The sequence below is a fragment of the Bacillus cereus group sp. MYBK220-1 genome (assembly GCF_051916445.1).
In the GTDB taxonomy this organism is placed as follows: Bacteria; Bacillota; Bacilli; order Bacillales; family Bacillaceae_G; genus Bacillus_A; species Bacillus_A cereus.
Genome location: NZ_JBQAGQ010000009.1, coordinates 83,323 through 108,049 on the forward strand (window position 1 = coordinate 83,323; position 24,727 = coordinate 108,049).

A 24,727-nucleotide genomic window follows, 5' to 3' on the forward strand; every position below is an offset into this window, starting at 1 on the left:
TACCGAATCTAGGACAATATTATTTTAATAAAGTAAACATATTTTTGTATAAAAAAACAAAGTATATATTTGTTTTATATACTTTGTTTTGAACTAAATGTATTATATATTCACAATTGCTTCTCTTTTAATAATTCTTTCGTATAGCTCTTCTGATAATTTCAAGAAGTTATCAGGCATATCTTTCCCTTTAAACTTCTTTTGAAGCGTTCCATATAAACCTATATCACGTAAACGTAAAAATAGTGGTAACGATTCATACCAACTATCCGCCAGCCTGTGCTCATACTCATATCCTTTTCGTAACACTTGTAACTGTTTACGAGCAAAATCTGTCTTCTCTTCTGCTGTCCACGGTGTAAATAGAACAGAGTAGTATAAAACCATCGCTAAATCATGTATAAAGTAATTATAAGCAGCATCATCAAAATCAAAGATTGTTAGCTCTTTACCATCATAATGAAAATTACCTTGATGAATATCACCGTGCATAAGACCGAACGTTTCTCTTTCAACTGGAAGAGCCTTAATTTCATCCATTAATACCGCTGCAATCTCTTTCACTTGACCATCTTCTAATTCATTAACAATTCCACTTTCGTCTTCTTCCCACGTATCACGGTAGTCTGTTTTAGGATAATCCATTGTAAGGCGATGCAGTTGCCCAATCGCTTTTCCCCACGCTTCAAAATAAGCATCTCCCCAATAAGGCGATTCTGCTCCTTTTACTTGCTCACCTTTTGCATATATAAATAAAGAAGCGAAAAAGAAAGTCCCATCCTCTGCTACGATTTCTTCTACGAGATTTCGAGACGTTGAATAAAGAGGTCCTGCTACCTTTGCCCCATTCTCCGCAACATATCGTAAAAAATCTAGTTCAGCCTCTACCTCTTGTTTAGAACGATGAGAAGAATGTGTTAAACGTAATACGTAATCTTCATCATTATCACCCTTCGCCTTAAAAATATAATTCTCAAAATCTCCAAGTGGCTTTTCTTCTACTGTTACATGAAACAAATTCGCTGCTCTTTTTAAAATCTCTTTCGTAAAAACACGTTCTACAGCTATTTCCATATATATCCCTCCTATATATCTTCTTAATTCGACACAAATGTTAGAAGTACTGCTATGAAATTGAATAATGCACAAAAGACAATGTAACGTAACCTTCAACCCTCTTTTTAAAAAATAATTCAAGCATAAATTTCTCACAAACGACAAAAATTAACAGAAACAATTGCACTTTAAAAGAGGTGGAAATTATGACAGAGAAAAAAGAACAACAAGAGAGTAAAAAACAAAAGCATATGTTTCCATCACTTCCGGAGAACATTAGTTACATTGAAAATAAACTTTCTCATTCTGATGATATAAAAAAATTAGATCTCCCTTTTCAAAACGGAAAAGGAATAATCTTATATATCGAATCTTTAGCAGATCCAAATCTAATTCATCAGTTAGCTCTTGAGCCTTTATTGACACGGTCAGACTTAGCTATAGATAAAGCTTTTTCTACATTAAATATGAAAAAAGAAACGAATTTAAATTATGGTGTGCAGCTTTTATTACAAGGTAAATCCTTATATTTTCATGAACACGTCGACAGTTTTTGTATTTTCGAAACAGCTCTATCCTTAAAGAGAGATATAGCAGAACCTGATAATGAAGGAATTGTCCGTGGACCGCATACTGGTTTTGTAGAAGACTTAGCAACCAATTTAGCTTCCATTCGCAAACTCATAAAAAGTCCACATGTCGTCATTAAATATTTCACACTTGGTGAAGAAATGCATACGAAAGTGGCAATTGCTTATATGCAAAACATAGCGAATGACGATTTAGTTACAGAGGTAAAAAGAAGGTTAGAAACGATTAAGACAGATGCACTTATGCCTCCAGGATATATACAAGAATTTATAGAGGATACGTCTTTCTCACCATTTCCGCAGCAATTAAATACAGAGCGTCCAGATAGAGTCGCAGCAAATTTAATGGAAGGACGAGTTGCTATTTTATCTGATGGAGATCCAACAGCTCTTATCGTTCCTGTTACATTATTTGCTTTTTACCAATCACCAGATGACTATAATAACCGCTGGATTGTTGGTTCTTTCGTCCGAATGATTCGCCTAGTAAGCTTCTTGATTGCCTTTCTCTTACCAGCTATATATATCGCAACCGTAGCCTTCCATCCTGATGTATTGCCGCTCGAACTTGTGTATACAATTAAAGCTTCATTAGAGAAAGTACCACTTCCTCCTATTTTTGAAGCTCTCTTAATGGAATTAATCTTTGAATTATTACGGGAAGCTGGTATTCGCTTACCAAGCCGAGTTGGACAAACAATCGGTATTGTAGGTGGTTTAGTAATTGGTGATGCGATTGTAAAAGCCGGACTCGTTTCTTACACAATGATTATCGTTGTAGCTTTAACTGCAATCTCATCTTTTCTCGTTCCATCAAACGATATGAGTTCAGCAGTTCGAATTCTTCGTTTTCCATTAATGATTCTTGCTGCTATATTCGGATACGTCGGAATATCATTCGGTCTCATTATAACTTTCGTTCATTTATGTCAATTACATTCATTTCATACGCCATATCTTTCTCCTGTTGCCCCGATGCGGATAAAAGATATGAAAGATTCTTTTGTAAGACTTCCAATTTGGTCGTTTTGGGAACGACCACATGATCCAAAACCGAAAAAAATGCAACGACAACATGTAACGAGAGAGGATGAGGACGGTGACAAACACGCAAAGTAAAATTTCGCTCGTTCAATTTACCTTTTTCGTTATTCAATGCCAAATCGGAGTTGGTATCCTTTCTCTACCTAACCGTCTTCACCCGATAGCAAAAGGTGGCGGATGGATTTCTGCTCTCATCGCCGGGCTTGCAATTCAGCTTATTATTTTACTTATGTGGCTTTTTTTAAAACGATTTCCTGATGCAGATATGTATGAAAGTGTTTGTATGCTATTTGGTAATAAGTTTGGAAAACTATTAGGTTTTGCTTATGTTTTTTATTTTACGCTTATTGGTATGACGGTTATGTTGAATGCTTGTAATGTCATTAAAGTTTGGATATTACAAGCCACTCCTTGGTCTGCCATTCTCATCCTATTTACAATAGCTTGTTGCTATGTAGCCTATAATACATTTAAAGTAATTGTACGATTTTATGTCATGGCTTCTATTCTTATTTTCCCAATGGCACTTTTAATTGGACTTGGGCTCTCACGGGCTGACTTTTCTTATATTTTTCCAATTACAGAAGCTGGATGGTGGAATATTATTCAAGCATCCAAAGAAACAATTACAGCTATGTATGGTTTTGAAATCATTCTTATCGCTTTCCCAAAAGTAAACGGGAGTTCTGTGGCAAAACTGAAGGCAATTTCTATCGCTAACGGATTTGTAACTCTTTTTTATACTTTTACTGTTTGGATTTGCTATATCGTATTTAGCCCAAAACAAATCGAGCTTATTCCAGAACCAGTTGCTTACTTATTACGCTCCTTACATATCGGGATTATAGACCGGACTGATTTACTATTTATACCAATATGGATGATAACAGTTGTGGCTTCTATTGCTAGTTATTATTGCGCTGCTTCAATCGGAGTTGGGCATATATTCAATCTTGCTAATCATAAAAAAGCTGTTCCAATCGTCGGTATTATTGCTTTTAGTGTAGCCTTATTTATAGATACACCTGAAGAATTAAAAGTAATTTCAACTTTCACTGATAAGTTCACGTATATTTTCATCGTTGTCCTCCCTCTTTTATTTCTACTTTATTCAGTAATAAGAAATAAGAAAGGAGAACATTATGTTCCAAAAAAGAGTTAAATTACTTTTTATATTATGTACTAGTTCCCTCCTTTCTGGCTGTTGGGATCAAGAGCCATTAAGAGAAGCCAGATTAGCTTATAGCATTGGTTATGATATTACGGAAGAGAATAAACTTCAGCAAACGCTTGAACTCGTAAAAAGTTCAAGCGGCGAGCAATCTTCATTCGAAAATGAAATACATTCAGCAAACGGGCATAACATAAGGGATACAAGCGATGCCCTTAAAAAAAATGTGACTGGGAATATTCGCTATTTTAAATATGGCGTTCAATTACTCGGAACCAAAATCCTAAAAAAAGGTATATTACCTTATTTAGATGTCAGCTTTCGGGACCCAACAAACCCAACTGCTTTAGTAAAACTTATTGCAGTAGATGGTGAAACATCCGAGATACTAGAAAAAAAGAAAGTAGGAAATTTACTAATTGGAGATTTTCTAAAGAAAAAAGTGAAAAGTTTAGAAGATATGAGTGTGTTTCCAAAAGAAACTTTAGAAACAGCTTCTACAAAAATGTTAGATCCCGGTAAAGACTTTACCCTCCCTTCTATAAAAATAAAAGGAAAAGAAGTGATTACAAACGGTCTAGCTTTATTTAATAATGATAAATTAACTGGGCATTTACCTTTGAAACAATCTGTTTTATTCGTATTATTAACTGGAAAAATGGGAACAAGTGCCCGTATAACCCAAAAGCTTACTAGCGATGAATCAGAGAAAACATCTGATTATTTAACAATGGAAATTAGCAATCGAAAGTTAAAACGCGACTTAAAAATAACAACAGATAAAAAAGGAAATGTTTATGCTCACATTAAGCTCCAACTAAAAGTTATAGCGCTTGAAGCTCCGAGAGATAATCTTTACAAAATGGATGAAAGAAAAAAACTAAATAAAGAATTGTCTACACAACTTACGAAAGAAGCTAAAAAGATAACGAAAAAGTTACAAAAAGCAAACTGTGATGCTTTCGGTATCGGCAGACACCTTATCGCCTATCACCCTGACTTATGGAAGAAGAAAAATTGGAATAAAGATTATGCAAAAGTAAAATTCAAACCTGAGGTAGAGGTAAACATTTTGTACAGTGGTGTCCTAAAATAAAAGGTTGTATGCCGCATGGGCATACAACCTTTTTATTTCGTATATCGATACACAATTGATTCATATGGTCTTAAGTTAAGTTTTGCAATATCCTTGCTGGCATCTTTATAATTCGACAGTAGTACTTCTTGTTTCATTCCATCTAATTGAACGTGCGCTTGTACAGAGTACGTTATTTCTTCTCCATAGAAGTTATTGATAACAAGTAATACCTCATCATTTACAGTACGTGTATATGCCCAAATCTTAGGATGATTTTCATCCAAAATAGCATATTCTCCTTCTGTAAGAACATCATACGTTTTTCTAAGTTCTATTAACTTTTTATAATGATAAAATACGGACTCTTTATCTTCTAATGCCTTCTCTACGTTTATTTCTTTAAAGTTTTCAGCCACTGAAATCCAAGGTGTACTTGTTGTAAAGCCACTGTTCACCTCTTCATTCCACTGCATTGGAGTACGGGAGTTGTCACGAGATTTTTGCTTTAAAATCCCTATAATCTCTTCTTTTGATAGCCCTTCTTTTAGCTTTATATCGTATATATTTAACGATTCCACATCACGATATTGCTCGATGGACTCAAATTTAGGATTCGTCATACCGATTTCTTCCCCTTGATAAATATAAGGCGTTCCTTGCAGCATGTGCATGGCTGTCGCTAACATTTTTGCAGATTCGTTTCGGTACTTTCCATCATCACCAAAGCGTGACACGATGCGAGGCTGATCATGATTACACCAAAATAACGCATTCCATCCTCCGCCCTTTTGCATTTCAATTTGCCAGCTAGACATAATCTCTTTTAATTTAATAAAATCAAACTCTGCTTTCGTCCACTTATCACCATTCGGATAGTCTACTTTTAAATGATGGAAACTAAACGTCATGCTTAATTCATTACGCTCAGGATTAGAATATTTAATACAATTATCAATTGTCGTAGATGACATTTCTCCAACTGTAATGACATCTTTTCCTGCAAAAACATTTCGGCTCATCTCTTGTAAATATTCATGAACACGCGGACCATCTGTATAATACTTGCGTCCATCACTTGTCGCAGTACTACCTTCATCGTTTAAGAAACATTGGTCTTTTGAAATTAAGTTAATGACATCTAGTCGGAATCCTGTTACTCCTTTATCCAGCCAAAAACGCATCATATCATATACTTCTTCACGAAGTTTTTCATTTTCCCAATTTAAATCAGCTTGTGTTTCATCAAATAAATGTAAATAATATTGCTCCGTCTTCTCATCATATTTCCAAGCAGATCCACCAAACTTAGACTGCCAATTATTTTTTTCATCACGCCAAATATAGTAATTACGATATGGACTATTTTTATCTTCTTTCGCTTCTTTAAACCACTTATGTTCAGTCGAACTATGATTTACAACAATATCAAGCATAATCTCAATGTTACGTACTTTCGCTTCTGCTAAAAGTTCTTCAAACTCTTCCATCGTTCCGTAAGATGGATCAATGCTGTAGTAATCACTTACATCATATCCATTATCATTTTGTGGTGATTGGTATATCGGTGTTAACCATATATAATCCACTCCGAGTTCTTTTAAATAATCTAGTTTCTCTGTAACACCTTTTATATCCCCGGTTTCTCTATTGTAATAACTATTAAAGCTCTTCGGATAAATTTGATAGACTACACTTTTATGCCAATCCTTCATGTTTAACTTCCTCCTACTTCTGTTTGACTCTTTTTGCAAATAACCATGTTAAAGTAAACGGGATTACAACTGCAATAATCATTCCTACAATAAACATTGGAATCGATTTCGGAATGATAGAAATAAATGCTGGCAATCCGCCAATTCCGATAGCAGGCGCTAATACACCATTTAATGTAATGAATATCGCTGCCACAGCAGACCCTATAATCGCTGCATAGAACGGGAACTTATTTCGTAAATTCACCCCAAACATCGCTGGTTCTGTAATACCGAAGTATGCTGAAATGGCTGATGTTGATGCCATACTTTTATCATTTTGATTTTTAGAAATCCAGAACATCGCAAGTGCCGCACTACCTTGCGCAATGTTAGAAAGAGCGATCATCGGCCAAATAAATGTCCCGCCATGTTGTGCAATCAATTGTAAATCAATTGCAATAAACATATGATGCATACCTGTAATTACAAGCGGTGCATATAACGCTCCAAATAATACTGCTCCAACTACTGGTACTGTTTCATATACACCTACTAATCCTACTGTTAATAAATCTCCAATATGACGTGTAACCGGACCGATAATTCCTAGTGCTAACACACCTGTCACAACGATTGTTGTAATTGGTACAACTAATAATTGAATTGCATTTGGTACATGTTTCTTTAAGAAAATTTCCACTTTACTTAATACAAATGCTGCTACTAAAACGGGTAAAATTTGTCCTTGATATCCTACCTTCTCAATTTGGAATAGTCCTAAAATATTGAAGTACTCAATCTTTTGACCCTCTAAACCAGTCGCTGCTTTTCCATAGTCCCAAGCGTTTAATAAGGCCGGGTGCACAAGCATTAATCCCATAACAATCCCTAGTATTGGACTACCACCAAAACGCTTCGTTGCTGACCAACCGACAAGTGCTGGTAAGAATACGAATGCTGTATTGGCCATCATATTAATTAAATCCCAAAGCCCGCCTAAGTTCGGATAAACATCTAATAAATTTTTCCCATCAAAAAATAAGTCCTTTGCGCCTAATAGATTGTTAATACCCATTAGTAAACCAGCTGTTACGATCGCTGGTAATATCGGCATAAATACATCCGAAAATATTTTCACAAACTTTTGAGCTGGATTTAACTTCTGATTTCCAGAGTCTTTTACGTCCGCTACAGTCGATTCTTTCATACCTGCAAGCGTTATCAATTCAGCGTAAACACGATCTACATCCCCTGGACCAATTACAATTTGAAATATACCAGCGTTATGAAACGCTCCTTTCACTAATGAAACAGACTGTAATTTATCATTATCTATTTTACTTTCATCTTTTAAAGCGATACGGAGCCTCGTCACACAATGTGCAGCTTGTTCAATATTGTCTTTCCCACCAATATACTGCAACACTTCCTCTGCTGTTTTACGATAGTCTTTCCCCATATTCCCGTCCCTCTTTTCTTTTTTTGATACCGTTTACAATTACATATTAACTCGTATATATAAGTTAGTCAACACTCGTATATACGAGTTTGTGTTTTTTTTATAAAAAAAAGAGATGAAACAATATTTTGTTCCACCTCTTTACTTCCTGCGTGCCACATCCGAAAAGTGAAAAATATCTAAACGGTGGCGTGATTCTGTATATTCAAACTGACTTCCATCATACAAATGTGTAAAGTTTTTCACAACGACAACATAGTCTGTTCCATTTAAATCTAAATACTTTCTGTCATCCTCTGTACATGGCTGTACTTCTATTACCCTCTGCGAATAACTAATATGTAGCCCAAGCTCTTTCTCGATGTATTTATAAATCGATGCAGTTGCAATTTCTTTCGTTAATCCTGGAATAAACTCAGATACAAAATGATTTATATCTAAAATTACTTTTTCTCCATCAATATTTCGTACACGTTTAATATGGTCAATCTCTGTTTTTTCTTTTACATTTAATAATTTCGCAATGTCTTTTGTGGCTTTTTCTTTGTCCATTTCCACAACTTCCGTAATACAATGACGTCCTAAACGTTCATTTTCTTCTTGGAAACTTACAATACCGCCAAAATTAAATTCAATATTTTTTCGCTTTAAAACAAAAACACCTTTCCCATGAATTTTTTGCACATATCCACGCTCTTGCAGTAAATCTACAGCTTTTCTTACCGTGCCTCGGCTTGCCTCATACTGCTTCATTAATTCTGTTTCTGATGGGATTTTGCATCCCTCTTTTAATTGTTTATTATCAATAGATTTACTGATTTCTGTATAAATTTGTTCATACTTACTCATCATCTACAATAGCCCCTTGTCACCTTCTAATTCTATATGTATTATAACATGCTTCACTCTTCTGCCAATCTCTCACTTATTTTCCAGTACAAGAAAAATATAGGTAAATATTTAATCTTTAAAACGTATTTTTATAAAAATTTTTATATTTTTCTTTTCATTCAAAAAAACATGTAGTATACTAACTTCAAAATCAGAGGAGAAAGGGAGCAAAGAACTATGCTTACTTATACAACAACTGTAGTTACATTTGCACAAAAACATCATCATCATACGTAACCCTTGAAACCTAGCGGAAAAATTACGCGTAGGTACAAGGGTTATTCCCGTTGTACCTACGCTTTGGCGAAAGAGCCATGTAGGTATTTTTTTATCTACATGGCTCTTTTTTTATTGTCAAAAAGCTAGTAAAAAATGATGTTTAAGCAAAACTTACTACAAAGGAGTTAACAAAAATGGAAACGAAAAAATGGGGATTATGGGTTTTAACAGCATTTGTTATCGGGAATATGGTTGGCGGTGGCGTATTTATGCTTCCAGCAAATTTAGCACAAGTATCAGGGCCAATGGGTTCTACACTCGCATGGAGTATTACAGGCCTTGGCGTATTTATGATTGCACTTGTATTTGGAAATTTAGCGATTCGGAAACCAGAATTAAAAGCTGGACCACAAAGCTATGCTCAAGCGATGTTTCCTTCAAAAAAAGCTGGTAAAGTTGCAGGATATAGTATGGCATGGGGATATTGGGCTGCTAACTGGGCTGCAACAGCATCTGTTATTATTTCCTTTGCTGGATATTTATCAACATTCTTTCCAGTTTTACAAAGTAAGCAAATTCTTTTTTCAATAAATGGATTTTCACTGGAACTCGGAAAAGGATTAACTTTCCTCGTATGTAGCCTTATGCTGTGGGGAATTCAATATATTCTTTCTCAAAATATTGATCGAGCTGGAAACATGAATCTACTTGCTACCATTGCAAAAATTATCGGATTTACAATGTTTATTGTAATTACATTATTCATTTTCAACGCCTCTAATTTCGGAGACGGTCAAACCTTTATGAATGAAGCAGGACAATCAATCTCATTAGGTGGACAAATCAATTCAGCTGCTATTGCAACACTCTGGGCATTTATCGGTATTGAATCAGCAGTTATGCTTTCTAATCGTGCAAAATCACAGCGCGATGTAAAAAAAGCTACGATTTTCGGATTAATTATCGCTCTTCTTATTTACATGTCAATTACTTTACTTACAATGGGAGCTCTTCCGCAAGATGCTTTAAAAGAGTCTCAAAAACCATTAGTAGACGCATTAAATTTAGCAATTGGAAATAAAGGTGCATATATAATGGCTTTACTCGCTCTTATATCTTTATTTGGATCTACAGTTGGCTGGATTGTTGTTAGTTCAGAAGTACCTTACCAGGCAGCAAAAAATGGACTTTTCCCTAAGTTTTTCGGGAAAACAAATAAAAAAGGTAGTCCTTCAAAATCACTATTGATTACAAATGTAATGACGCAAATTTTCTTATTTTCAACGATTTCTGGTACTGTTTCAGAAGCGTATAGTTTCGCTATCGTCGTAGCAACATTAGCCTATTTAATTCCATACCTTGTTTCTACCTTGTACCAATTAAAATTAGTTATTACAGGAGAAACGTATGATATACTGCCAGGATCTCGAGTAAAAGATGGAATCATTACGACATTAGCGTTAATATACTCCATTTGGGTTATCAAAACGGGAACTGCTGATTTAAAAACATTCTTCTTAGGAATTGGATTGTTCGTATTAGGTCTTATTCTTTATCCAGTACTAATGAAAGACTCACAAAAAACGGATTAAATAAAGAGAAGCTGCTGGCTTCTCTTTTTTATTAAAAATCTGTAATTAACTTTTCTTTTAGCTCTCCTACAGATAAAGGTTTCGCATAATAAAATCCCTGTACATAATCACAGCTCATTGATTGTAACAAACTCTCTTGCTCTACTGTTTCAACTCCTTCAGCAACTACTGCTAAATTTAAACTATGAGCAATTTCAATAACGGATTTTACAATCGTTCGTTCTGGTTGTGCGTGATCATAATGAAATTCACGAATAAAATTACGATCAATTTTTACAATATCCAGTGGTAGTTGTTTTAAATAATATAAGGAAGAATAGCCAGTCCCGAAATCATCCAAAGCAATTAAAACACCCATATTTCTTAATTCTTGTAATGTAGCAATAATATAATCAAAATGACGGACTGCAATGCTTTCCGTTATTTCTAATATTAAACGGTTCGGAGGAAAGCCAGTTCTCTTTAAAATGCTACGTACTGATAAAATAAAACGTTTCTGCATTAATTGTTGTATAGATAAATTCACAGATAACTTTAGTCCTTCTTGATAATTCGGCAATGTTTTAAACAAGCGACATGATTTTTCTAATACCCAGTCTCCTAGTTTTATAATAAGTCCAGACTCTTCAGCTACAGGGATAAATTCGCTTGGTGAAATAGGTCCGTCTTCTGTCATACAACGTACTAGAGCTTCTATACCAGAATATCTCTTCGTTTTCAAATCAATAATAGGCTGCAATGCTACATCTAACTCTTCATCACGAATTGCCTTTTGCAAAGCAAACTCAACTTTCATTCTACGATTTATTTTCGCGCGTAGCTCATCTGTAAAGAAACACGCAGCGTTTCTCCCCTGTTCTTTTGCACTATACATAGCTAAGTCAGAGTTTTTCAATAACGTTTCCACATCTTGTCCGTCTTGTGGATAAGAACAAAGTCCTAGACTAGCTGAAATGTATACTTCATGGCCTTCCAGCATAAATGGTGCCTGAAAACATGACAACACAGATGTCGCTAACTGACTCATATCATCTTGTCTATGATTTTTTGTTAACAGCACAAATTCGTCGCCACCTAGCCTAGCCAGAACATCTTTCTCTCCTAGTACATAATGCAACCTTGAAGCAACTTCGCTTAAAAGTAAATCCCCTATCATATGACCTAATGTATCATTTACTAATTTAAAACGGTCCAAATCAAAGTAAATCATACCAAATTCTTTTTTATCTGCAATCAATTCGTTAACGGTCGTTATTAATTGTAAACGGTTAGGCAAACTCGTTAAAGCATCATGATAGGCAAGTTCCCTATAACGACTTTCACTTAGCCGCAATCTATGTTCCGCTTCTTTTCTACTACTAATATCATTTCGAATTGCGATAAATTGGTATGGCTCTCCTTTTTCATTTAAAAATGGAACAATTGTTGTTTTGACCCAATAATATGTACCATCTTTTGCTCGATTCCGAATCTCACCTGTCCATACTTTCCCATTCAAAATACGTTTCCATAAATCTTGAAAAAAGGTTTTTGGATGATGTCCTGAATTTAAAATACGGTGATCTTTTCCAATTAATTCTTCTCTTTTGTATTTAGAGATTTCACAAAATTTATCATTTACATATGTAATAAGACCTTTTCGATCTGTAATTGCAACAATTGAAGACTCATCTAATGCTAACTTTAAATCTCGCAATGAAGAGTCATATAATGCATGACCTCTCTGTTCTAGCATGCGCATCTCTCCTTGCTTCTATCTGACTAAAACACAACCTGTTTCTCTTCATAGAAATAGAGATATTTCATTTTCTAATACTAGCCCATTACATAAATTATCTTTTTGAATAGACCGATTAAAATAACATAATATTATTTGTAATAAAAAGCAATATTATACCGTTCTAATTATAAATAGTAGCTTCTCATCTCCCTAATTATTTCGCGCCTTATTATACTGCAATCCCTTTAAGTGTCTCTATGCAAGCCTTGTTTCCAACTAATACCACTCACATCTGATCTCTTTGTTTTTAATAACGAAATAGAAATTAGAGCATACTACATAACTATTCACGAATAATAATATAAAACTCTACATCAATGTATATGTTTTTGAATTACAATAACAAAATATTAACATATTTTCACCTTAATTTTGGAAGTATTTTATAAATAAATACCGTATTAAACTAAAAAAGAGGATAGCCTCTTTTTTAGTTTAATACGAATATGGTATTTGCTGATAACCTGGGTATGGCATTGGATACGTTACAGGGTATGGTGATGGATAAGCTACTGGATATGGAGCGGGATAATACCCTCCACTTGTTGCACCTGTTAATGCACCAGCTGTCAGTCCGCCTAACACTCCTCCTGCAAAGCTTCCAGGGAAAAATCCGCCTCCCCATGAACTACCACCACCCCAGCCCCATCCGCCTCCGTGATGATGATGGTGATCATAGTGATTGTGTCCTCCATGGTGATGATGTCCACCGTTATGATTGTGCCCACCATGATGATTTCGATAATACAATCCATTATTTTCTATATAATTCATGTTTCTCCGCTCCTTTTCGATTTTTTCATTTTCATATACGTTAAGAGTGGGATAAAAAATGGGATAGTACACTGTATGTAGGACAAATGCGGAAAGTATAGGTGAAATGTCTATATTTTGTAAAAAAAGCAAAACACCTTATAATAAAGATGTCATATTACATCTTCTATTTAAGAAGTCTATATTGAAAAAAGATTAGGGGAATTATATAGAAATGAAGAAGCCTATCGTTCAATTACTATTAATATTTACAATTGTATCTATCGTTCTGTTCCTATTAAATACATCGTATATTTCGTTATATACATTTGTCGGTGCTCTATGGTCCATCACAATTGTCGGAATTTCATTCGTTATTTTTATAGAAAATAGATCTCCACAAAGTACGTTAGCATGGTTTTTAGTATTAGCACTTCTTCCTATTATAGGTGTGCTTTTATACGCTATTTTCGGACGCAGCCGCTGGAGAAGAAAAAAACATCTCCATCGTTCAGAAGAACAAAGAAAATTATTCCGTGAAATATTAGAAGGAAGAAGACTAGAGTTATTACTCACAGTCCCACTAAATGAACGTTCCATACATTTAACAGAAGTCATACAAAAATTTGGAGGTGGTCCTGCCGCAGATAAAACAACTACAAAACTTTTAACAAACGGAGATCAAACATTTTCAGAAATTTTGCGAGCTATAGAGCAGGCAAAGCATCATATACATATTCAATACTACATTTATAAATCTGATGAAATTGGTACAAAAGTTCGAGATGCTTTAATACAAAAAGCAAAAGATGGTGTTATTGTACGCTTCCTTTATGATGGCCTTGGAAGTAATACGTTACGACGACGATTTTTGCAACCTATGAAAGAAGCTGGGATTGAAATTGTAGAATTTGACCCTATTTTTTCAGCTTGGTTACTTGAAACTGTCAATTATCGTAACCATCGAAAAATTGTTATTGTAGATGGAAAAATTGGTTTTACCGGAGGACTCAATGTCGGTGATGAATATCTTGGCCGTTCCAAGAAATTTCCTGTTTGGCGTGATAGTCATTTAAAAATAGAAGGAAAAGCATTATATAAATTACAAGCAATCTTTCTAGAAGACTGGCTCTATGCCTCTAGTGGTTTAAATACTTATTCCTGGGATCAATTCATGAATAGACAATACTTCCCAGGTAAAGAGATTTCAAATGCAGAAGGTGCTGTTCAAATCGTAGCAAGCGGACCAAGCTCCGATGATAAAAGTATTCGTAATACATTATTAGCTGTTATGGGCTCTGCAAAAAAATCCATTTGGATCGCTACACCCTACTTTATTCCAGATCAAGAAACTTTAACATTATTACGCTTAAGTGCAATTGCCGGAATAGATGTACGGATTTTATATCCAGGTAAAAGTGATAGCATCATTAGTGATCAAGCATCTCAATCCTATTTCACTCCGCTTTTAAAAGCTGGTGCTTCTATTTACAGTTATAAAGATGGTTTTATGCATGCAAAAATTGTACTCGTTGATGATACAATTGCAACTATTGGAACAGCGAACATGGATGTACGTAGCTTTGAATTGAATTACGAAATTATTAGCGTGCTTTATGAATCAAAAACAGTTCACGACATTAAACGTGATTTTGAAGAAGATTTTAAACATTCAACTGAAATTAAATGGAACTCTTTCCAAAAAAGAAGTATAAAAAAACGCATATTGGAGTCTTTCATGAGGCTCATTTCTCCTTTACTGTAGGCAATCAACTTCATCTTGATTGCTTTTTCTTTTCCCTTTATCCTCCTTCCTTTTCTTTGCATACCATATTAAAACAAGTTATCATAAGATGTATTACTTTATGAAAATAATGTTAGGTGGGAAATACATGTTAGAACAATTTCATATACATGCTGATTTAAAACAACAGCTTTCTACGATTCATGAAAAGAATAAACAAGAAGCTGGTGAAAATGCACATTTAATCGGAACGAAAATATATAAAGCGTCTGATAATAGCATTATTGAAGATGCGATTACAGCACTTCTTCTTGGCAAGAACATTCTATTAAAAGGACCGACTGGTAGTGGTAAAACAGTACTAGCGGAAACTCTTTCTTCTTTATTCCAAAAACCAATGCATAGCATTAACTGCTCTGTCGACTTAGATGTAGAGGGTATTTTAGGATACAACACACTACAAACGAAAGATGGTGCATCTGAAGTTTCATTCGTTAACGGTCCTCTTATGAAAGCAATGAAGAACGGTCACTTCCTATATATTGACGAAATCAATATGGCAAAACCTGAAACGTTACCACTTCTTCACGGCGCATTAGATTACCGTAAAATGATTACAAACCCATTTACACAAGAGGTTGTATACGGTGATGACGAATACCGTGTAATTGCTGCGATTAACGAAGGTTACGTTGGAACAAGTGAACTAAATGAAGCGTTAAAAAACCGTTTCGTTATTATTGAAGTTCCTTACATTCAAGGTGATACATTAAAAGAACTATTATTAGCAGAATCAAAATTAAATGATGTTGCAACAATTGAAAAGTTTGTTGCCTTTGCAAGCGACCTTATGCCTTTAGCTCGCGATGGACGTGTAAGTGAAGAAGCAGCAAGTATTCGTGGTATTATCGACGCATGTGATTTAGGTGTATATATTCCTGTTATGCGAGCGATTGAACGAAGCATAATTGCAAAACTTAATGATGAAACAGAACAAATGACTGTCCGTGAATTAGCAGAAAGTTATTTCTTTGAGGGATAATTTATGAGACAAATTTTTAGTGACAAAAAAATTGATGCGTCGCTGTTTCTACAAATGGAAAACTTAATGTATGCCCTTCTAAAAGAAGACGATGCCTATCTTGAATATGGCTATAAAGCATACTACGACGAAATTGAAAAGAAAGTTGTCATTAGTCACTTTTGGGATGATCGAAAAGAAGAAGATACAGTAATCGGATTAAAAAGCGAAGTGTTCTTAAAAGCACTTGGTAATAAACATTACTCGGACATGACTTTAATTCGTTCTTATGCGATTGAATTGCAAGAATCGCCCCTAAAAAAGTTTTTAACACAATTATTTGTTCTATTAGAAGATTTACGCGTTGAGGAAATCGTAAAGAACTTACGTCCTGGCACGAAGCATGTTTTTAAACGTCGAAAAGAAATGTACCGCAATTATTTCGGCTCTCAAAATGAAATAAACCGTGTTCGTAATTATCACGGTGATCGTCTATTTTGCCTATGCTATCTTTCATTAACTAGCGATAAATACGAAATGTTTAATAATGAATATTTTGAGCAAATTGAAGCGATTTTACATGAAACATTCCAAGCACGTAATACAGAAGATATTATGTATATCGTTGAGAAAATTCGCTATCGCTTAGCGGCGCTTCTTGAAAGCGATATGCTTAACAACTATTTCGGACATGCTCCACTTTACTTATCTGTCCTTGCAGACGAAAAGAACTGTCGCGTCGAAGATTTAGCAAATGATGATACGCAGCTTATAGATGACGATGAAAATAAAAACAAAATGGATGAAAGTTTCTCCACATGGCATCGTGAAAATAAAAATAACGAAAACGAGAACTTTTTACGCTTTGAATTAGAAAGCGGAACAAAAACTAATATGATGGGTGATACTGCCCGTGAATCAGAAGATGGCGACCAAGCACTTGGTTCTGTACAAGGTACTTCACAAAAAAGTACACAATCCAACTTTGATGGCGCTGATACAGAAGAAGCAAGGGCTTCACACGCTTCTAGCCAGCACGACGGTGCATACGGTAAGTATAATGTAGGTGCTTCTCATACATTTAAAGAAGCTCGCAAACCAAACTCAGATGAGAAAAAAGATTACCAAGCTATCAAATCAGTCGTCAATAAAGATGTAAAAGAATTAAAGAAAATTATCGAAAAAACAATTGAAAATAAAACGAATGCGAATAGTGATAAATATTACGGAAGACTTCGTAAGAAATTCCTTCGTATTTATACCGAAAAACAACCGCGTATGTTTTATAAAAAAGGACAAGAGTCACAAGAACTCGATGTTGCATTCCAACTATTAGTTGACTGTTCTGGTTCTATGTATAACAAAATGGAAGAAACGAAGAAGAGTGTTGTACTATTCCATGAAGCTTTAAAGTCTTTAAAAATCCCGCACGCTATTAGCGGATTTTGGGAAGATGCCTCTAGCGCTAAACCTGAAGATAAGCCGAACGTTATCCATGAAGTTGTAAATTATAAAAACTCAACGTTGCCAAACGTTGGTCCAGAAATTATGCAACTTCGTGAAGAAGAAGATAACCGCGACGGATATATTATTCGTATCGTTTCTGAAAAACTTGCCAAAAGACCTGAGAAACATAAATTCTTACTAGTCTTCACAGACGGTGAGCCTTCTGCGCTAGACTATCAACAAGACGGAATTTTAGATACGCATGAAGCTGTTAAACTCGCGCGTAAAAGTGGTATGGAAGTAATCGGTATCTTCATCGAAGAAGGCGAAGCGAAAGAAGCAACTTATCAATTGATGAAAAACATTTATAACCATCACTTCTTAGTTGCAAATCATGCTGAAGATTTACGATTGAAGATTAAACCATTGCTGAAAAAACTATTACTGAAGACGATTGAATAGAAAATAGGAGCCTTGTGGCTCCTGTTTTTTCGTTCAATTACTTTGTTTCTGGTTGAAACTTGTATGGAATGGCTACTTCTAATAAAGATTCAAATCCTCCGTCATAGTATGGGAAACGCTCATTCGCAATTGTTCGATCTACCCACTCTATTGCAGAAATTTCACCTTCATCTTCCGCAATAAGTTCCCCTTTTACTACATTCGCTCGGAATGTAAAAAATAGTGCATGATTCCCTGATTCTTCAAAGAATTTTTCATTGATCGCAACAAGCCCCCCAGCCAAGGCGGTTAAACCTGTCTCTTCTTTCACTTCTCTTATTAGTGCTTCCTCTAATATTTCACCTTTTTCCACAGCCCCACCTGGCAATGACCAAACGTTTTGTTCTACATTATGTACCATTAATATTTTATCTGTTTCTTCGTCATGTATTAGTGCGTATACGACATCAACTCTTTGCATAAGACTTCTCTCCTCCCAAAAATAATGAAGAGCCGATTCCTAAGAATCGACTCTTCCTATTAATTCATCACTAACTCAGCTGTGAGCTTTTTTTTTAACTTAGCCAGCATGTCAGTTGTCATTTTGTCTAAATCGTATTCTGCTTTAAAGCCCCACTCTTTCATTGCTGCTGTTGCGTCAATAGAGTTCGGCCAGCTATCAGCAATTGTTTGACGAGCTGGATCTACTGCATAATCCATTGTAAACGTCGGAATGTGTTTACGAATTGACGCTGCAATTTGCTCTGGCTCGAAGCTCATTGCTGTAATGTTAAATGCATTTCTATGCACTAGCTTACTTGGATCAGCTTCCATTAATGAAATGATCGCTTGTAAAGCATCAGGCATATACATCATGTCCATATATGTTCCTTCAGCAATGTATGAGGTGTATGCACCTTTTTTAATCGCCTCATAATAAATTTCAACTGCATAATCAGTCGTTCCGCCTCCTGGAGGCGCTACGTAAGAAATTAAACCTGGGAAACGGACACCGCGCGTATCTACGCCAAATTTTTGATGATAATAATCACACAGTAATTCTCCTGCCACTTTGTTTACCCCATACATCGTAGTAGGACGCTGAATTGTATCTTGCGGTGTATTATCTTTTGGCGTTGATGGACCAAATGCACCGATAGAACTTGGCGTGAAGAACTTACAGTTTAATTCACGAGCTGCTTCTAGAGCATTTACAAGTCCACCCATATTTAAATTCCATGCAAATAACGGATTTTTTTCTGCTGTTGCTGAAAGTAAAGCTGCTAAATGAATAATTGTATCTACTTCATTACGCTTTGCGATATCATGTAGTTTTTGTCCATCTGTTACATCTAACGTTTCAAATGGACCAGACGTTACTACTTCACTATCTGTTTCACGAATATCTGTTGCAATAACATTTGATGGGCCGTATACATCACGAAGTTTCATTACTAGTTCAGAACCAATTTGCCCTAAAGAACCGGTTACTAGAATTTTTTTCATTTTCCCCACTCCTCATTTGCAAGCTATTCAAAAGATGTCGTTACTTAAATGATGCCCATTTCTTTTCCTACTTTTTCATACTTAAGAATTGCTTCATCTAACATTTCTTTCGTATGAGCTGCTGTAGGCATATTACGAACGCGCCCTGTTCCTTTTGCTACAGTTGGGAACACGATAGATTTTGCGTATACACCTTCTTCATTTAGACGTTTACTAAATTCTTGTGTTAATACTTCGTCCCCAATGATACAAGGTGTAATTGGCGTTTCACTTTCCCCAATGTTAAAGCCAAGTTCTTTTAATCCTTGTTTTAAGTAGCGACCATTTTCCCATAAGCGATCGTGTAACTCTGTGCTTTCCATTAAGATTTCAATTGATCTCATGCAAGCTGCTGCATCAGCTGGTGTTAATGCTGTAGAGAATAAGAATGGACGTGAACGAACTTTTAACCAGTCAATTAAATTTTGTTTCCCTGCTACATATCCACCAATTACCCCAATTGCTTTTGATAATGTACCAATTTGGAAATCAACTTTATCAGAAAGACCGAAGTGCTTTACAGTTCCTGCACCTTTTCCAAGTACACCTGAACCGTGTGCATCATCTACGTATGTCATTAAATCTAACTCTTCTGCAATCTCAACAATTTCTGGTAGTTTTGCAACATCTCCATCCATTGAAAAGACACCGTCTGTAATTACCATTAATTTATTGTAAAGACCTGATTCTTTCGCCGCAATTGCTTTTTGGCGTAAATCTTCCATATCCGAATGTTTATAAACAATAATTTTTGCTTTTGATAGACGACTACCATCAATAATAGAAGCATGGTTTAATTCGTCTGAAAGAATTGCATCATTTTTATCCATAACAGCTGAAATCGCTGCCATATTACAGTTAAATCCTGATTGATAAGCAATTGCTGCTTCTGTATGTTTAAACTTTGCAATTGTTTCTTCTAACTTAATATGCAAATCTAAAGTACCGTTAATTGTACGAACAGCCCCTGCTCCAACACCGTACTTATGAATAGCACCAATTGCTGCTTCTTGCAAACGGCTATCTGTTGCTAATCCAAGATAGTTGTTTGAAGATAAGTTAATATATTCTTTTCCGTCAATTGTAATGATCGGTCCATTTGAACTCTCAAGCGGATCAATTACGTTATAAAGCCCCTTTGATTTTAAATCCTCTAAATTTTCTTCTAAAAATTTCGCAAGTGTTTTACTAGACATCGTGAAGCCTCCCATCGTTCATGTAAGCGGATTATTGTCTTAATAGTTCTAATAATCCCTCTACTAGCTTAACACGTTTTCAGAATTTATTATAGAAAAATAGTTTAAAGTAACCGCTTACAATTTTAGATTATATATGATTCATTACAATAAATCTATCATTTACTTTTCATATTTGATAGAATTAAAAAAATATTTCGGGAGGTTTCAAACATGGCATTTACAGAATCTGATGTATACAATAACACAGCATTTTTCGAACAATATATGAAACGAAGATATCGAGAAAATAGCCCAAATGAATCCATTGAAAAACCAGTATTCTTTCAGCTCATTGGTCATGTACGAGGAAAACAAATTCTCGATTTAGGCTGTGGTGATGCTAGGTTTGGCGCGGAATTATTAGAAAAGGGTTGCTACTCTTACACCGGCATTGAAGGCTCCGAACTTATGTATGAAAAAGCTAAAAAACAACTAGAAAATAAAAATGGATCTGTTCATTTTTTAAACCTCAAAGATTATACCTACCCCTCTTCCACTTTTGATTTAGTAACATCTAGACTCGCCTTACATTATATTGAACATCTTGATACCATTTTTCAAAATGTATTTCAAACTTTAAAAACAAATGGCACCTTTACCTTTAGCGTTCAACATCCCGTTATTACTTCTTCATTTGAAAGCTTACAAACGAGTGGTAAAAGAACGAGTTGGCTCGTCGATGATTACTTTAAACTAGGCAAACGGGTTGAACCATGGATTGACCAAGAAGTTATTAAATATCATCGTACAACGGAAGATTATTTCACATTATTACAGCAAGCCGGATTTACCATTACATCATTAAAAGAAGCTACACCAAATCCAACCTATTTTCAAGATGAAGAAGAGTATAAACGTCGCTTACGTATTCCTCTCTTCCTCTTATTTTCTTGTACCAAATAAAAAAAACGATGAATCACTCATCGTTTTTTATCTCATTGCCTGAGCAACTTCTTTAACTACACGTCTTCCTCTTCCGTGCGGGATACAAAGTGGTGTTCCAAACAACGGATCCGTACTAATTTGGCACTCCATTCGGAATACATCACGTACTAGTTTCTCATCTACCACTTCTTCAGGTTTACCTTGTGCATATATTTGTTTATCTTGAATGGCTACAATGTTATCTGCATAGCGGCATGCTAAATTTAGATCATGTAATACCATAACAATTGTTCTTTGTTCTATTTCATTTAATTCGAATAATAAATCTAGCACTTCAATTTGGTGAGTCATATCTAAATATGTAGTAGGCTCATCCAGTAAAATAATATCTGTATCTTGTGCAAGTGTCATTGCGATCCAAGCACGTTGACGTTGTCCACCTGAAAGGGCATGCACATCACGCTCAGCAAATTCTGTCATACCTGTTGCTGCAAGTGCCTTCTGTACCATTTCCTCGTCTTTTTCTGACCATTGCTTCAGCCATGTTTGATATGGATAACGCCCTTGCTTTACAAGTTGTAATACTGTAAGTCCTTCTGGTGCTTGTGGTCCTTGCGGTAAAATCGCCATTTGACGAGCAATTTGCTTCGTTTGCATACTTTGAATTGCTTGATTATCTAACAAAATATCACCATTTGTTGGCTTTAATAATCTGGCTAGTGAACGTAATAAAGTTGATTTCCCGCAACCGTTAGAACCAATAAAAATTGTAATTTCTCCTTTTGGAATTTCTAAGTTCAGCTCATCAATAATAATTGTTTCACCATAAGACAACGTCAAGCGTTTCGTCTCCAATGCTTTTTGCATATTCATCTCCCTTTATGAATTCCGACTTTTATAAAGTAAATAAATGAAATAAGGTGCACCAATTGCTGATGTAAATACCCCTGCTGGAATTTCAAGTGGTGTGAAAATTGTACGCCCTATTAAATCTGCAGCAAGTACTAGAATTGCACCGACAATAGCTGCAACTGGGAGCAATGCACCGTATAAAGAACCAACTAATCTTCGTGAAATATGTGGTGCCATTAAACCGACAAATCCAATCCCTCCGGCAAAAGCTACCGCACCACCAATTAAAGCTGTACTAAGTAATAACATAAATACACGCGACTTTGTTAAAGGAACCCCAAGTCCTACCGCTATATCATCCCCTAGCTCTTGTGCATTTAAATGCCTAGCTGCGATAAATGATATTACTGTTAAAATGAGAACCCAAGGCGCAAGTACCATAACATTTTGCCAAGAAGAGCCGTAAACGGTACCCGTAATCCATACATTCGCTTGGCTCGCTTGATAAATTGGTGCTAGCAACATAAATAATGTTGTCGCCGCCTTCGTTAATGCCCAAAATCCAACACCAATTAAAACGAGACTAATTGGTGATAATCCATCATTTTTCCATGCAAATAAGTATACAAAAACCGCTACAATCGTTGCTCCTGCAAAAGCTGCGAGCGGCATATAATGAATACTTACCGTTAGTGCATTATTTTTATCACTAAATAGCGCTAAAAATAATACAACTGCGACACTTGCCCCGCCCGTAATCCCGATGATATCAGGAGAAGCAAGTGGATTTCGAACGAGCCCTTGTAAAATACAGCCCGCTACCGCAAGCGCAATTCCTACGAGGATAGCAATTAAAATACGTGGCATACGAAACTTATTTACAACCATATTTGACATTGCATCGCCATTTCCAGTAATCGCTTGCCATACGTCATAAGGAGCAATTTTCATGTCTCCCATACCTGCGCTCGCAAAGAATAATCCTATTAAAACAACTAGTAAACTGAATAAGACGAGACAAGCTCGTTTATACATTAAAAACGAGAGCTCGCCTTTTCCTATACGAAACGGAATATATTTCTTCATTTGCTAAGCCCTCTCTTACGTGCAATATAAATAAAGAATGGAGCTCCAATAAATGCTGTCATAACTCCTACTGGTACTTCTTGTGGCATAATGACATATCTTGCTGCTATATCAGCCAATATTAGTAGTATTGCACCTAACAATCCGCTATAAGGCACTCTCCATCTGTGGTCAACTCCAACAAGAAATCTCGCAAAATGCGGAGTAATAATTCCAATAAATCCAATTGGGCCAGCAACCGCAACTGAACCACCAGACAATAGTACAATAATAAGTAACACGAATGATTTCATTAAAATTGTTCGTTGTCCAAGTCCTTTCGCGACGTCTTCTCCCATCATCAATGTATTTACTTTCCCTGCCATCATAAGAGATGCAATCCATCCTATTAATAAATATGGGAATACAGATTGTAAAATTTCTAACTTTCTCCCTTGCACAGATCCAGCAAGCCAAAATAATACCTCTTCAAGTGCTTTTTCATTTAACACAAGTAATCCTTGTGTTAATGATGAAAATAATGCACTAATTGCGACCCCTGCTAACGTTAACTTAAGAGGAGTAGTCCCTTCTTTTCCTAAAGAACTAGAAGCAAATACAAGTACAGCTGCAACCGCCGCTCCTAAAAAGGCAATCCATGTGAAAACTGATAATGATGTTACTGAAAAGATTACAATTGCTACAACTATAAAGAACGCAGCACCTGAATTTAATCCAATAAAATCTGGAGAAGCAAGTGGATTCTTAGTTAAAGTTTGCATAAGACAACCAGCAATGGCTAAACTAGCACCAACACTAGCTGCAATTAACGCCCTAGGCAGACGTACATTTTGAATAATAATATGTTCATTGGAACCGTTAAAATGGAAAAAAGCATCCAATGCTAGTTTCCAACTCGTATTTGTATATCCGAAAATAATACTTCCCCAAATACAAATAACGACTGCAATGATTCCAACAAATAATCCAATCCATTTTGCTCGATTTGTTTTTAATAACATGCAGCGTTTCCCCTTCAATGTATAATGATACGTTGTTAGTGTATTTCAACTTAATTCTCATTGTCAACGGAAATGAGAATTATTTTCACCCATATGTATTGACAATCAAAAGATAAAGGCTTAATATCATGCTTGCTATTG

20 protein-coding genes are annotated in these 24,727 nt (G+C 35.5%); 8 read left to right on the forward strand and 12 right to left on the reverse strand.

All coding sequences use genetic code 11. The features are described 5' to 3' along the window. Positions 1 to 102: 102 nt before the first annotated feature. Positions 103 to 1,074 (reverse strand): phosphotransferase enzyme family protein, encoded by a 972-nt coding sequence (locus ACTFRU_RS25410; RefSeq protein WP_000401644.1) that lies wholly within the window; start codon positions 1,072 to 1,074, stop codon positions 103 to 105. Positions 1,075 to 1,262: 188 nt separating this feature from the next. Between ACTFRU_RS25410 and gerKA the strand changes: the two genes are divergently transcribed. From gerKA to gerKC, 3 genes are read left to right on the forward strand one after another with little or no spacing between them, the layout of a single operon-like run. Further along, complete coding sequence (gene gerKA / locus ACTFRU_RS25415; RefSeq protein WP_000136667.1) at positions 1,263 to 2,765, forward strand: spore germination protein GerKA; 1,503 nt, start codon at positions 1,263 to 1,265, stop codon at positions 2,763 to 2,765. Then, entirely contained in the window at positions 2,746 to 3,852 is a 1,107-nt protein-coding gene (locus tag ACTFRU_RS25420; RefSeq protein WP_000185774.1) for a GerAB/ArcD/ProY family transporter, read from the forward strand. The genes gerKA and ACTFRU_RS25420 overlap by 20 nt, the downstream gene beginning before the upstream one ends. Next, positions 3,833 to 4,957 carry a spore germination protein GerKC gene (gerKC, locus tag ACTFRU_RS25425; RefSeq protein ID WP_000486849.1) on the forward strand — a complete coding sequence of 375 codons (1,125 nt, stop codon included), beginning with the start codon at positions 3,833 to 3,835 and terminating at the stop codon, positions 4,955 to 4,957. The genes ACTFRU_RS25420 and gerKC overlap by 20 nt, the downstream gene beginning before the upstream one ends. Before the next feature lie 32 nt (positions 4,958 to 4,989). Here gerKC and treC read toward each other — a convergent pair whose 3' ends face one another. The 3 genes from treC to treR form a co-directional block, all read right to left on the reverse strand. Beyond that, positions 4,990 to 6,651, reverse strand: coding sequence for an alpha,alpha-phosphotrehalase (treC, locus tag ACTFRU_RS25430; protein ID WP_025710089.1), 1,662 nt, complete (start codon positions 6,649 to 6,651; stop codon positions 4,990 to 4,992). Positions 6,652 to 6,664: 13 nt separating this feature from the next. After that, positions 6,665 to 8,092: a PTS system trehalose-specific EIIBC component gene (gene treP, locus ACTFRU_RS25435; RefSeq protein WP_000513935.1), complete on the reverse strand. Its 1,428-nt coding sequence runs from the start codon at positions 8,090 to 8,092 to the stop codon at positions 6,665 to 6,667. Positions 8,093 to 8,233: 141 nt separating this feature from the next. Continuing rightward, complete coding sequence (treR, locus tag ACTFRU_RS25440; protein ID WP_000987240.1) at positions 8,234 to 8,944, reverse strand: trehalose operon repressor; 711 nt, start codon at positions 8,942 to 8,944, stop codon at positions 8,234 to 8,236. Positions 8,945 to 9,396: 452 nt separating this feature from the next. On the opposite strand from treR, the gene ACTFRU_RS25445 reads away from it, so the two are divergent. Further along, on the forward strand, positions 9,397 to 10,794 hold the full coding sequence (locus ACTFRU_RS25445) for an amino acid permease (protein ID WP_000448447.1): 1,398 nt from the start codon (positions 9,397 to 9,399) through the stop codon (positions 10,792 to 10,794). Positions 10,795 to 10,825: 31 nt separating this feature from the next. On the opposite strand, the gene ACTFRU_RS25450 is transcribed toward ACTFRU_RS25445, so the two are convergent. Beyond that, positions 10,826 to 12,529: a putative bifunctional diguanylate cyclase/phosphodiesterase gene (locus ACTFRU_RS25450; protein WP_000893345.1), complete on the reverse strand. Its 1,704-nt coding sequence runs from the start codon at positions 12,527 to 12,529 to the stop codon at positions 10,826 to 10,828. A 480-nt stretch (positions 12,530 to 13,009) separates the two neighbouring features. Then, positions 13,010 to 13,348 (reverse strand): hypothetical protein, encoded by a 339-nt coding sequence (locus ACTFRU_RS25455; RefSeq protein WP_001106382.1) that lies wholly within the window; start codon positions 13,346 to 13,348, stop codon positions 13,010 to 13,012. A 214-nt stretch (positions 13,349 to 13,562) separates the two neighbouring features. Between ACTFRU_RS25455 and ACTFRU_RS25460 the strand changes: the two genes are divergently transcribed. The 3 genes from ACTFRU_RS25460 to ACTFRU_RS25470 all read left to right on the forward strand — a co-directional run bounded on the left by ACTFRU_RS25460 (position 13,563) and on the right by ACTFRU_RS25470 (position 18,000). Next, positions 13,563 to 15,092, forward strand: coding sequence for a cardiolipin synthase (locus ACTFRU_RS25460; protein ID WP_000743031.1), 1,530 nt, complete (start codon positions 13,563 to 13,565; stop codon positions 15,090 to 15,092). A gap of 127 nt (positions 15,093 to 15,219) precedes the next feature. Beyond that, the gene (locus ACTFRU_RS25465; protein ID WP_000892973.1) at positions 15,220 to 16,113 is read left to right on the forward strand and encodes an ATP-binding protein; all 894 of its coding nucleotides are present in this window, start codon (positions 15,220 to 15,222) and stop codon (positions 16,111 to 16,113) included. A gap of 3 nt (positions 16,114 to 16,116) precedes the next feature. Next, a complete protein-coding gene (locus tag ACTFRU_RS25470; RefSeq protein ID WP_088859388.1) occupies positions 16,117 to 18,000 on the forward strand; it encodes a vWA domain-containing protein in 1,884 nt (627 codons plus the stop codon). Between the two features lie 37 nt (positions 18,001 to 18,037). Here the strand turns inward: ACTFRU_RS25470 and ACTFRU_RS25475 are convergent, their stop codons facing one another. The 3 genes from ACTFRU_RS25475 to ACTFRU_RS25485 are packed head-to-tail and all read right to left on the reverse strand — an operon-like array spanning position 18,038 to position 20,720. After that, positions 18,038 to 18,460 carry an NUDIX hydrolase gene (locus tag ACTFRU_RS25475; RefSeq protein WP_001189940.1) on the reverse strand — a complete coding sequence of 141 codons (423 nt, stop codon included), beginning with the start codon at positions 18,458 to 18,460 and terminating at the stop codon, positions 18,038 to 18,040. Between the two features lie 59 nt (positions 18,461 to 18,519). Beyond that, entirely contained in the window at positions 18,520 to 19,485 is a 966-nt protein-coding gene (locus tag ACTFRU_RS25480; RefSeq protein ID WP_440037952.1) for an L-threonine 3-dehydrogenase, read from the reverse strand. A gap of 44 nt (positions 19,486 to 19,529) precedes the next feature. Then, a complete protein-coding gene (locus tag ACTFRU_RS25485) occupies positions 19,530 to 20,720 on the reverse strand; it encodes a glycine C-acetyltransferase (RefSeq protein WP_088859387.1) in 1,191 nt (396 codons plus the stop codon). Between the two features lie 213 nt (positions 20,721 to 20,933). On the opposite strand from ACTFRU_RS25485, the gene ACTFRU_RS25490 reads away from it, so the two are divergent. Further along, a complete protein-coding gene (locus ACTFRU_RS25490; RefSeq protein WP_025710092.1) occupies positions 20,934 to 21,665 on the forward strand; it encodes a class I SAM-dependent DNA methyltransferase in 732 nt (243 codons plus the stop codon). 27 nt (positions 21,666 to 21,692) lie between these two features. On the opposite strand, the gene ACTFRU_RS25495 is transcribed toward ACTFRU_RS25490, so the two are convergent. From ACTFRU_RS25495 to ACTFRU_RS25505, 3 genes are read right to left on the reverse strand one after another with little or no spacing between them, the layout of a single operon-like run. Then, positions 21,693 to 22,514, reverse strand: a complete 822-nt coding sequence (locus ACTFRU_RS25495; protein WP_033695236.1) for an ABC transporter ATP-binding protein — start codon at positions 22,512 to 22,514, stop codon at positions 21,693 to 21,695. Between the two features lie 12 nt (positions 22,515 to 22,526). After that, positions 22,527 to 23,585: a FecCD family ABC transporter permease gene (locus ACTFRU_RS25500; RefSeq protein WP_025710094.1), complete on the reverse strand. Its 1,059-nt coding sequence runs from the start codon at positions 23,583 to 23,585 to the stop codon at positions 22,527 to 22,529. Next, positions 23,582 to 24,586 (reverse strand): FecCD family ABC transporter permease, encoded by a 1,005-nt coding sequence (locus ACTFRU_RS25505; protein WP_025710095.1) that lies wholly within the window; start codon positions 24,584 to 24,586, stop codon positions 23,582 to 23,584. The genes ACTFRU_RS25500 and ACTFRU_RS25505 overlap by 4 nt, the downstream gene beginning before the upstream one ends. Between the last annotated feature and the right edge of the window lie 141 nt (positions 24,587 to 24,727).

Bases quoted from the DNA above. Each gene is read 5' to 3' on its own strand.
- ACTFRU_RS25410 (WP_000401644.1), bottom strand. From the start codon at position 1,074: ATGGAAATAGCTGTAGAACGTGTTTTTACGAAAGAGATTTTAAAAAGA.
- gerKA (WP_000136667.1), top strand. From the start codon at position 1,263: ATGACAGAGAAAAAAGAACAACAAGAGAGTAAAAAACAAAAGCATATG.
- gerKC (WP_000486849.1), top strand. From the start codon at position 3,833: ATGTTCCAAAAAAGAGTTAAATTACTTTTTATATTATGTACTAGTTCC.
- treC (WP_025710089.1), bottom strand. From the start codon at position 6,651: ATGAAGGATTGGCATAAAAGTGTAGTCTATCAAATTTATCCGAAGAGC.
- treP (WP_000513935.1), bottom strand. From the start codon at position 8,092: ATGGGGAAAGACTATCGTAAAACAGCAGAGGAAGTGTTGCAGTATATT.
- treR (WP_000987240.1), bottom strand. From the start codon at position 8,944: ATGATGAGTAAGTATGAACAAATTTATACAGAAATCAGTAAATCTATT.
- ACTFRU_RS25445 (WP_000448447.1), top strand. From the start codon at position 9,397: ATGGAAACGAAAAAATGGGGATTATGGGTTTTAACAGCATTTGTTATC.
- ACTFRU_RS25450 (WP_000893345.1), bottom strand. From the start codon at position 12,529: ATGCTAGAACAGAGAGGTCATGCATTATATGACTCTTCATTGCGAGAT.
- ACTFRU_RS25455 (WP_001106382.1), bottom strand. From the start codon at position 13,348: ATGAATTATATAGAAAATAATGGATTGTATTATCGAAATCATCATGGT.
- ACTFRU_RS25460 (WP_000743031.1), top strand. From the start codon at position 13,563: ATGAAGAAGCCTATCGTTCAATTACTATTAATATTTACAATTGTATCT.
- ACTFRU_RS25465 (WP_000892973.1), top strand. From the start codon at position 15,220: ATGTTAGAACAATTTCATATACATGCTGATTTAAAACAACAGCTTTCT.
- ACTFRU_RS25470 (WP_088859388.1), top strand. From the start codon at position 16,117: ATGAGACAAATTTTTAGTGACAAAAAAATTGATGCGTCGCTGTTTCTA.
- ACTFRU_RS25475 (WP_001189940.1), bottom strand. From the start codon at position 18,460: ATGCAAAGAGTTGATGTCGTATACGCACTAATACATGACGAAGAAACA.
- ACTFRU_RS25480 (WP_440037952.1), bottom strand. From the start codon at position 19,485: ATGAAAAAAATTCTAGTAACCGGTTCTTTAGGGCAAATTGGTTCTGAA.
- ACTFRU_RS25485 (WP_088859387.1), bottom strand. From the start codon at position 20,720: ATGTCTAGTAAAACACTTGCGAAATTTTTAGAAGAAAATTTAGAGGAT.
- ACTFRU_RS25490 (WP_025710092.1), top strand. From the start codon at position 20,934: ATGGCATTTACAGAATCTGATGTATACAATAACACAGCATTTTTCGAA.
- ACTFRU_RS25495 (WP_033695236.1), bottom strand. From the start codon at position 22,514: ATGCAAAAAGCATTGGAGACGAAACGCTTGACGTTGTCTTATGGTGAA.
- ACTFRU_RS25500 (WP_025710094.1), bottom strand. From the start codon at position 23,585: ATGAAGAAATATATTCCGTTTCGTATAGGAAAAGGCGAGCTCTCGTTT.
- ACTFRU_RS25505 (WP_025710095.1), bottom strand. From the start codon at position 24,586: ATGTTATTAAAAACAAATCGAGCAAAATGGATTGGATTATTTGTTGGA.